This window comes from Brucella tritici (genome assembly GCF_008932295.1).
Taxonomy (GTDB): domain Bacteria; phylum Pseudomonadota; class Alphaproteobacteria; order Rhizobiales; family Rhizobiaceae; genus Brucella; species Brucella tritici.
In genome coordinates this window covers 43144-51590 of record NZ_WBWA01000034.1, presented here as the reverse complement: position 1 = coordinate 51590, position 8447 = coordinate 43144, and the positions used below count along the sequence as shown (strand labels likewise).

The window sequence follows — 8447 nt, the reverse complement described above, 5'->3', positions numbered from 1 at the left end:
AGACATGATCGCAGCTTCGCCCTTATAGGACGCCAGTTCTATGGCGACAGCGGCAACCAGACCGTCATCTTTGCCTTCGATACCCTTCAGCTCGATGACGAGAGGAACACGACCATCGACCAGATCAAGCATCTGACGAAGCGTTGGCACATGATCTGCGGTGCCTCCGATCTTCAGTGCGGTGGCTTCGGCAAGCGTCAAATCGCTGATGTAGCCTTCGCAACCGGCAAGGCGCTTCAGTTCATCGTCGTGAAAGACGACAACACCGCCGTCACGGGTGAGATGCACATCGCATTCGATAGCGAACCCCGCTTTGACTGCTGCCTCGAACGCTGAAAGGGTGTTTTCCCAGCGCTCTTTATTGAGGTCGTGCAATCCGCGATGGGCAACGGGACGCTTCCTGATCCAGTCGATGGAAGTCATGTCAGGCAACCTCGATGATCGCTTCTATTTCAACAGGTGCATTGAGGGGTAGACTCGCAACGCCAACAGCCGAGCGGGCGTGTTTGCCGGCATCGCCGAGAACCGCCACGAGGAGATCGGAGGCGCCATTGGCCACAAGGTGCTGTTCCACGAAATCGGGCGTGGAGGCCACGAAGGCAGTAATCTTCACAATGCGCTTGATGCGGCCAAGGTCACCGAGAGCGGCCTTTGCCTGGGCAAGGATATTGACAGCGCAGGCACGCGCCGCAGCTTGTCCATGCGCAACCGTCAGCTCATCACCGATCTGACCCGTATGCACAAGCTTGCCGCCTTCCAGCGGGAGCTGGCCAGATGTGAGAAGCAGCGAACCGCTTTGCGCAAAAGGAACGTAGTTGGCGGCGGGTGCCGCAGCTTCCGGAATGGATATACCCAGATTTTTAAGGCGGCTGTCGATTGTGTCGGTCATTGCATTAATCCTTGCTTGTAAAGGTACTTCGCGATCTACCTATAGGCAGAATCGGTGAAGCTTTTGGGAAGGTGCGTTTTTTGCCTCGCTTCCGCCACGAGTTTTTTTATCATGCTCGTCAACTCATCGGGAGATTCATGTATGCGTTTTTTCAAGAGTGCGGTTGTGGCGAGTGGAACGGCTGCTTGTGTATGGGCCGGATTTGCTGGTGTCGCTCATGCGGCCTCGACGGTAACGTTGGTTCCGCATCGCGCAGTCTATGATCTGACTCTGGATCGTGCCGATGAAAAGTCGGGAATCAGTGGTTTGACCGGCCGTATGGTCTACGAGTTCAACGGATCTGCATGTGAAGGCTACACTACTAATTTCCGCTTCGTGACGCGGATCGATATGGAAGAACAGCCGCAGCGCGTGACCGACCAGCAAACGACGACTTTCGAAGGTGCAGACGGAAAGAACTTCCGTTTCGTCAACAAGACCTTCGTGGATAAGGAACTGGTCAAGGAAGTGCGCGGTGACGCGAAGCTCGAGGGTGGCAAGACAGTCGTTGAATTGAGCAAGCCGAAGGAAAACAAGCTTGACCTCAAGGGAACGCAATTTCCGACCGGACATATGGAAGAACTGATCGGCAAGGCCGCAGCTGGGCAGAAATTCTACCAGACGTCGCTTTTCGATGCTTCCGAAGATGCTGACAGGGTGGTTGCTACCACCGTCGTCGTTGGCAAGGAGCAGTCTCTGCCGGATGACGAGACCAAGGTCATGGGCAAATTTTCCAAGGATCAGGTCTGGCCGGTGACGATTGCCTATTTTGATGACAAGGAAAAGCAGGACGGCTTGCCAATCTACCGTATCAATTTCAAGCTTTATCGCAATGGTATTACCCGCGACCTCACTATGGACTATGGAGATTTCTCCATGCGCGGAAAGCTTGTGAAGCTTGATGTGTATGATGCGGCAAAGCAGGCTGCGACGTGCAAATAAGCACGCTGGCTGGCGTGTTTGTTCGTCTGTTCGATGCTATATCGTGTAGACGACTTGCAATTTACGGCGCGATCAGTTAACAGCGCGCCTATTCCACACACGGGATTGGGCTTTTGTCGGGAGAAATCCGGCAAAAACCTCCGGTGGCGAGAAATCGCCTCAGCCCGTGGAGGTTAAACCGGAAAAGGAAAATAAAGATGGCATTGCCTGATTTCAGCATGCGCCAGCTTCTGGAAGCTGGTGTTCACTTCGGCCACCAGACCCATCGCTGGAACCCGAAAATGGCGCCATACATCTATGGTGACCGTAACAACATCCACATTCTCGATCTGTCCCAGACCGTTCCTCTGCTGCACAATGCGCTGAAGATCGTTTCGGATACGGTTGCTCGCGGCGGTCGCGTTCTGTTCGTCGGCACGAAGCGTCAGGCTTCGGATATCATCGCCGATGCTGCCAATCGTTCGGCACAGTACTACGTCAATGCACGCTGGCTCGGCGGCATGATGACCAACTGGAAGACGATCTCCAATTCGATCCAGCGTCTGCGCAAGCTCGACGAACTTCTGGCTGGCGAAGCTCAGGGCTTCACCAAGAAGGAACGTCTGAACCTTGAGCGCGAGCGTGAAAAGCTTGACCGTGCCCTCGGCGGTATCAAGGACATGGGTTCGGTTCCGGACCTGATGTTCATCATCGACACCAACAAGGAAGCGATTGCTATTCAGGAAGCCAAGCGTCTTGGTATTCCGGTTGTAGCAGTGATCGACTCGAACTGCGATCCAGACCAGATCGACTACCCGATTCCGGGCAACGACGACGCCGCACGTGCTATCGCTCTCTATTGCGATCTGATTGCTCGTGCTGCTCTCGACGGTATTGCTCGCCAGCAGGGCGCAATGGGCATCGACGTCGGTGCGCAGGCTGAAGCTCCGGTTGAGCCAGCCCTCGAAGCTCCGGCTGAAGGCGCTTAATCGGCGTATGATTTCATCCATCCGTCATATCTGTGATAGGGCGGGTGGATAATCTCGTTTCATCCCGGTGCGGGATTGTGATTCCTGAAGTGCAATGCTCAGTCCAATTGCGATCCAGAAACCAAGCGCCGGTTAAAAGTTGGCACACCCATCCGGTGTGCCTTCGCTTTCATGAAAGGCGATATCATGAGCATTTCCGCATCTCTCGTCAAAGAACTCCGCGACCTCACCGGCGCTGGCATGATGGACTGCAAGACAGCACTTGCTGAAACCAATGGCGATATTGAAGCTGCCGTTGACTGGCTGCGCGCCAAGGGTATTGCAAAGGCTGACAAGAAGGCTGGCCGCACGGCTGCCGAAGGTCTGGTTGGCGTTGCAGCTTCCGGCAACAAGGCTGTTGTCGTTGAAGTCAACTCTGAAACCGACTTCGTTGCCCGCAACGATGCTTTCCAGGATCTGGTCCGCAAGATCGCTCAGGCCGCTCTGTCGACCGACGGTTCGACCGAAGCTGTTGCTAACGCCAACGTTGACGGTAAGACCGTTACCGAAACGGCAAAGGACGCTGTTGCCACCATCGGTGAAAACATTGGCTTCCGCCGTTCGGCTGCGCTGACCGTCTCGCAGGGCGCTGTCGCGACCTACATCCACAATGGTGTTGCTGATGGCCTCGGCAAACTCGGCGTTCTCGTTGCAATCGAAACCGCTGGCGATGCAGAAGCTGCAAATGCATTTGGCCGCCAGGTTGCCATGCACGTTGCTGCAATCAACCCGCTGGCTCTGACCGCTGAAGATGTTGACCCGGCTGCTGCCGAGCGCGAAAAGGCGATCTTCATCGAGCAGGCCCGTGAATCCGGCAAGCCGGACAACATCATCGAAAAGATGATCGAAGGCCGTATGCGCAAGTTCTACGAAGAAGTTGTTCTTCTTTCGCAGGCTTTCGTCATCAATCCTGATCTGACGGTTGCAGCTGCTCTCAAGGAAGCTGAAAAGACCATCGGTGCACCGGCCAAGATCACCGGCTTTGTCCGTGTTGCTCTCGGCGAAGGCATCGAGAAGGAAGAAACCGATTTTGCTGCTGAAGTAGCTGCCGCCGCTAAGGGCTAATCGGTTATTGCCTGAAAAGGCTTTTGATTATGAAGGGCATCGCGTGACAACGCGGTGCCCTTCGTGTATCGGAACCCGAACACAACCACTTGATCACAATCTGCGGAGAGCATCCAATGTCCGGTAAGCCCGCCTACAAACGCGTCCTTTTGAAAGCCTCTGGCGAGGCATTAATGGGCAGTCAGGGCTTTGGCATAGATGTTTCAGTAGCAGACCGTATTGCGAACGATATCAAGCAGGCTCGGTCGCTTGGTGTGGAAGTTGGCGTCGTGATCGGCGGCGGTAATATTTTCCGTGGTGTTGCTGTGGCCTCCAAAGGCGGAGATCGCGTTACAGGCGATCACATGGGCATGTTAGGCACGGTCATCAATTCGCTGGCGCTACGCACCTCCCTTCACAAGATTGGTGTCGATTCTGTCGTGCTTTCGGCCATAGCCATGCCTGAAATTTGTGAGAGCTTCTCGCAGAGACAGGCGACGGCTTATATGGATGAGGGCAAGGTCGTGATTTTTGCTGGCGGCACCGGAAATCCATTCTTTACGACGGATTCGGCTGCTGCTCTTCGCGCCGCAGAAATTGAAGCGGATGCGTTGTTGAAGGGCACACAGGTTGACGGAATCTATTCCGCCGACCCGAAGAAAGACCCGAACGCAACGCGTTTTGACAGTCTGACGCACAAAGAAGTTCTCGATCGCGGACTTGCAGTCATGGATACAGCCGCTGTTGCCCTTGCGCGTGAGAACAACATTCCGATAATAGTCTATTCCATCCATGAAAACGGCGGCTTGGCCGAAATTCTGCAAGGCAAGGGGCGCTGCACGATCGTTTCCGATAATTGATCGACCTTTGCTGCGTATCGAAGGAGAAAATGCATGAGTGATGCTTTCGACATCAACGACCTGAAACGCCGCATGGAAGGCGCCATCAACTCTTTGAAGCATGACCTTAATGGTCTGCGCACGGGCCGTGCTTCTGCAAGCTTGCTGGAGCCGATCGTGATCGAAGCCTATGGCTCGACAATGCCGATCAATCAGGTTGCCAATATCACTGTTCCCGAATCGCGTATGCTCTCGGTTTCCGTATGGGACAAGAGCATGGTGGGGGCTGTGGAGCGCGCAATTCGCGATTCCGGTCTTGGTCTCAATCCTATCACTGATGGCACGACGCTGCGCATTCCACTGCCGGAATTGAACGAACAGCGCCGCAAGGAATTGGTCAAGATTGCACATCAATATGCTGAGCAGGGCCGTATTGCTGCTCGCCATGTTCGTCGCGACGGCATGGACACGCTGAAAAAACTAGAGAAGGACAGCCTCATCAGTCAGGATGATGGTCGCGTCCTGTCCGAAAAGGTGCAGAAGCTGACCGACGAAACCATCGCTGAGATGGATAAGGTCGTCGCTGTGAAAGAAGGGGAGATCATGCAGGTCTAGGACTTGCATGATTTTCATTGAGGGAGAGCTTGGCCATGTCCGATCCGCGCCACATCGCCATTATCATGGATGGCAATGGCCGTTGGGCAAAGGCACGCAATTTGCCACGCAGCGCCGGACACCGGGCGGGCGTGGAAGCTCTTCGTGAGACTGTACGGGCAGCCGGGGACCGTGGCCTCGGCTACCTTACATTGTTTGCGTTCTCTTCAGAAAACTGGTCCCGCCCGAGCGGTGAGGTAAATGACCTTCTGGGCCTGCTGAAGATTTTCATCCGTCGCGATCTCGCCGAATTGCACCGCAATAATGTGCGGGTCAGCATTATCGGCGAACGCGAGGAACTTGCCGCGGATATCCGTGCGCTGTTGGTCGAAGCGGAAACGCTTACGCTTCGCAACACGGGCCTCAATCTGATCATAGCTTTCAACTACGGTTCCCGGGATGAGATAGTCCGTGCTGTTCGTAGCCTGGCGCGCGATGTCGCTGCTGGGCTGCTTGATCCGGCTTCTATTTCCAGTGAACTGATTTCTGCGAATCTCGATACTGCCGGGATACCCGATCCGGATCTCATTATCCGTACGAGCGGGGAAATGCGCCTGTCGAATTTTCTGCTCTGGCAAGCGGCGTATTCCGAGTTTCTGTTCCTGCCAATTCATTGGCCAGATTTTCGATCCTCCGATCTAGATGCAGCCTATGAGGCATTTCGCCAGCGCGAGCGTCGATTCGGCGGTGTTGAAGTACGCGCCGGGCTGGAAGAACGTGAAGAAAAAATCGCATGCCCTTCGACCAAGGGGGCGGCTGTATAAAGTGGTTCCAGAGGGGTGGAACGACTGAGAATGCTCTAATATGGCGCAAGCCAGTCCGTCGAAAGGTCTCAATGTCCAATCTGCAAACCCGCATCATTACCGCCATTGTTCTCGGTGCAGCTGCCTTGTGGCTGACATGGGTCGGCGGTTTGGGTTTTACGCTGTTTTCGATTGCGATCGGATTGGCCATGTTCCACGAATGGACGAGCCTGACAGCGCCGAAGCAGACATTGTTTTCGCAGGTGTTCGGTTGGGGCTGGCTGGTGCTTACCAGCATTTTGCTCGTTTTGGACCGGAGCGCCTTACTGACGATTGGTGTTCTGTTGGTGGGTACTCTCCTTCTTCTGGTTACACAATGGCGGACAGGGCGCGGCTGGTCGGCAGCAGGGCTTTTCTATGCGGGTTTCTCCGCTGTTTCGCTTTCCCTTCTGCGCGGAGATGAACCTTTCGGCTTTACAGCCATCGTTTTCCTTTTCGCTGTTGTCTGGTCCACCGATATTGCAGCCTATTTTAATGGCCGGGCGTTGGGCGGGCCGAAGCTGGCTCCTCGCTTCTCACCGAACAAGACGTGGTCCGGCGCCATTGGCGGTGCCGCTGCTGCTGTAGCTGGTGGCATTCTGGTCGCATCTCTTGTGGCTGCACCCGGTAGCTGGCTCGTACCGCTGCTCGCATTACTGCTGTCTATCGTTTCGCAGATCGGTGATCTTGCAGAATCATGGGTGAAGCGCCAGTTCGGCGCAAAGGACTCAGGACGCCTTTTGCCGGGACATGGCGGTGTTCTGGATCGCGTGGACGGACTTGTTGCTGCTGCCGCACTTTTGTACCTGTTTGGTGCAATTTTTGCCGAGCCAGACGTACCGTCCGCGATATTCTTCAGTTTCTAAGGGGGCGATGGATGAGTTTATGGGATTACCGAAAACTCGTTCGGCGCTCATATCCGAGGGATGCAAATGTCGGAATCAGACCACTAGCGTTGTGTAAGGAGTAGTGATTTGCAGGAGGCATTGGCCTTTTTTCTGGGTGGCGAAAGACTGCTTGTCGGGACCATCATTCCATTTCTCTTTGTTCTGACCGTTGTGGTTTTTGTCCATGAGATGGGCCATTATCTGGTTGCACGCTGGTGCGGCATTGGCTCACAGGCGTTTTCTATCGGGTTTGGACCCGAACTGATCGGGTTCACGGACAAACACGGAACGCGGTGGAAGATTTCCGCTATTCCATTGGGGGGCTATGTCAAGTTCATCGGAGATGAGAGCGCCACGAGTTCTCCGGTCGACGTCGATAATGCAAGCCTGAGTGCAGATGAGCAGCAAAGAGCATTTCACACCCAGCCTGTATGGAAACGTGCGGCGACCGTCTTTGCCGGCCCCGCTTTTAATATCATTCTGACGATAGTTATCTTCAGTGTCTTCTTCGCACTCTATGGGCGTCAGATTTCCGATCCGCTTATTGCTGGCGTCCAGCTCGGCAGTCCTGCAGCAGAGGCCGGGTTTGAGGCCGGAGATCGCTTTATCAGTGTCGACGGTGAAAAGATCACAACTTTTTCCGATGTGCAGCGTATCGTGTCTGGCCGCGCAGGAGACAAGCTGAACTTCACAGTCGAGCGTGACGGCAAGATGGTTGACCTGCAGGCGGTTCCGGCAATTGTCGAGCGAACCGACCCGCTTGGAAACAAAATTAAGCTTGGCGCCATCGGCGTGGAAACCACGGAAGCCGTCGGTAATTTCCGCCGGATTGAATATGGTCCCCTCGAATCAGTGGGACAAGCTGTCATGGAGACAGGCTATATTATCAGTCGCACGGGTGAGTTCTTCCAGCGTTTCGCCGTGGGGCGTGAGGATAAATGTCAGCTCGGCGGTCCGGTGAAAATTGCCAATATGGCTGGCAAGGCGGCAAGTCAGGGTTTTGACTGGCTCATTCAGTTGATGGCGATGTTGTCTGTCGGTATTGGGCTTTTGAACCTGTTTCCACTGCCCCCACTTGATGGTGGTCATTTGGTTTTCTATGCGGTGGAAGCCATAAAGGGTAGTCCGGTATCTGCTGCAGCGCAGGAAATTTTCTACCGGGCAGGGTTCCTACTTGTTATGGGATTCATGGGGTTCGTACTTTTCAACGACCTGTTTGCCTGCTAGATGACTCTCCGGCTGGCTCAGGTGGTGATCTTGGGGATTGGTGCAGGCTGGAGAGTTCCAGTCAGCTAACCGCTATGATGCATATCTTCTCCGGCGAGGATCGGGGAAGGTGTTAAACAGAAGTGAAAATTGGGAGT

At 54.6% G+C, this 8447-nt stretch carries 10 protein-coding genes; 8 read left to right on the top strand and 2 right to left on the bottom strand.

All coding sequences use genetic code 11. The annotated features are described in order from the left end of the window. On the bottom strand, positions 1–423 hold a 423-nt coding region (locus F9K91_RS23080; RefSeq protein WP_268891698.1), incomplete at its 3' end, for a glycerophosphodiester phosphodiesterase family protein. 1 nt (position 424) lies between these two features. Further along, positions 425–889 (bottom strand): RidA family protein, encoded by a 465-nt coding sequence (locus F9K91_RS23075; RefSeq protein WP_006471616.1) that lies wholly within the window; start codon positions 887–889, stop codon positions 425–427. A gap of 141 nt (positions 890–1030) precedes the next feature. Between F9K91_RS23075 and eipB the strand changes: the two genes are divergently transcribed. The 8 genes from eipB to rseP all read left to right on the top strand — a co-directional run bounded on the left by eipB (position 1031) and on the right by rseP (position 8310). Further along, positions 1031–1870 carry a cell envelope integrity protein EipB gene (eipB, locus tag F9K91_RS23070; protein ID WP_151678832.1) on the top strand — a complete coding sequence of 280 codons (840 nt, stop codon included), beginning with the start codon at positions 1031–1033 and terminating at the stop codon, positions 1868–1870. A gap of 197 nt (positions 1871–2067) precedes the next feature. Next, positions 2068–2838 (top strand): 30S ribosomal protein S2, encoded by a 771-nt coding sequence (gene rpsB / locus F9K91_RS23065; RefSeq protein WP_010659976.1) that lies wholly within the window; start codon positions 2068–2070, stop codon positions 2836–2838. Between the two features lie 186 nt (positions 2839–3024). Further along, entirely contained in the window at positions 3025–3942 is a 918-nt protein-coding gene (gene tsf / locus F9K91_RS23060; protein WP_151678831.1) for a translation elongation factor Ts, read from the top strand. Between the two features lie 116 nt (positions 3943–4058). Further along, entirely contained in the window at positions 4059–4781 is a 723-nt protein-coding gene (gene pyrH, locus F9K91_RS23055) for a UMP kinase (protein ID WP_151556454.1), read from the top strand. 33 nt (positions 4782–4814) lie between these two features. Next, on the top strand, positions 4815–5375 hold the full coding sequence (gene frr, locus F9K91_RS23050; protein WP_010659979.1) for a ribosome recycling factor: 561 nt from the start codon (positions 4815–4817) through the stop codon (positions 5373–5375). 35 nt (positions 5376–5410) lie between these two features. Continuing rightward, on the top strand, positions 5411–6178 hold the full coding sequence (locus tag F9K91_RS23045; RefSeq protein WP_151556455.1) for an isoprenyl transferase: 768 nt from the start codon (positions 5411–5413) through the stop codon (positions 6176–6178). 71 nt (positions 6179–6249) lie between these two features. Further along, the gene (locus F9K91_RS23040) at positions 6250–7062 is read left to right on the top strand and encodes a phosphatidate cytidylyltransferase (RefSeq protein ID WP_151652479.1); all 813 of its coding nucleotides are present in this window, start codon (positions 6250–6252) and stop codon (positions 7060–7062) included. 108 nt (positions 7063–7170) lie between these two features. Continuing rightward, positions 7171–8310 carry an RIP metalloprotease RseP gene (gene rseP, locus F9K91_RS23035; protein WP_151678830.1) on the top strand — a complete coding sequence of 380 codons (1140 nt, stop codon included), beginning with the start codon at positions 7171–7173 and terminating at the stop codon, positions 8308–8310. Positions 8311–8447: the final 137 nt, after the last annotated feature.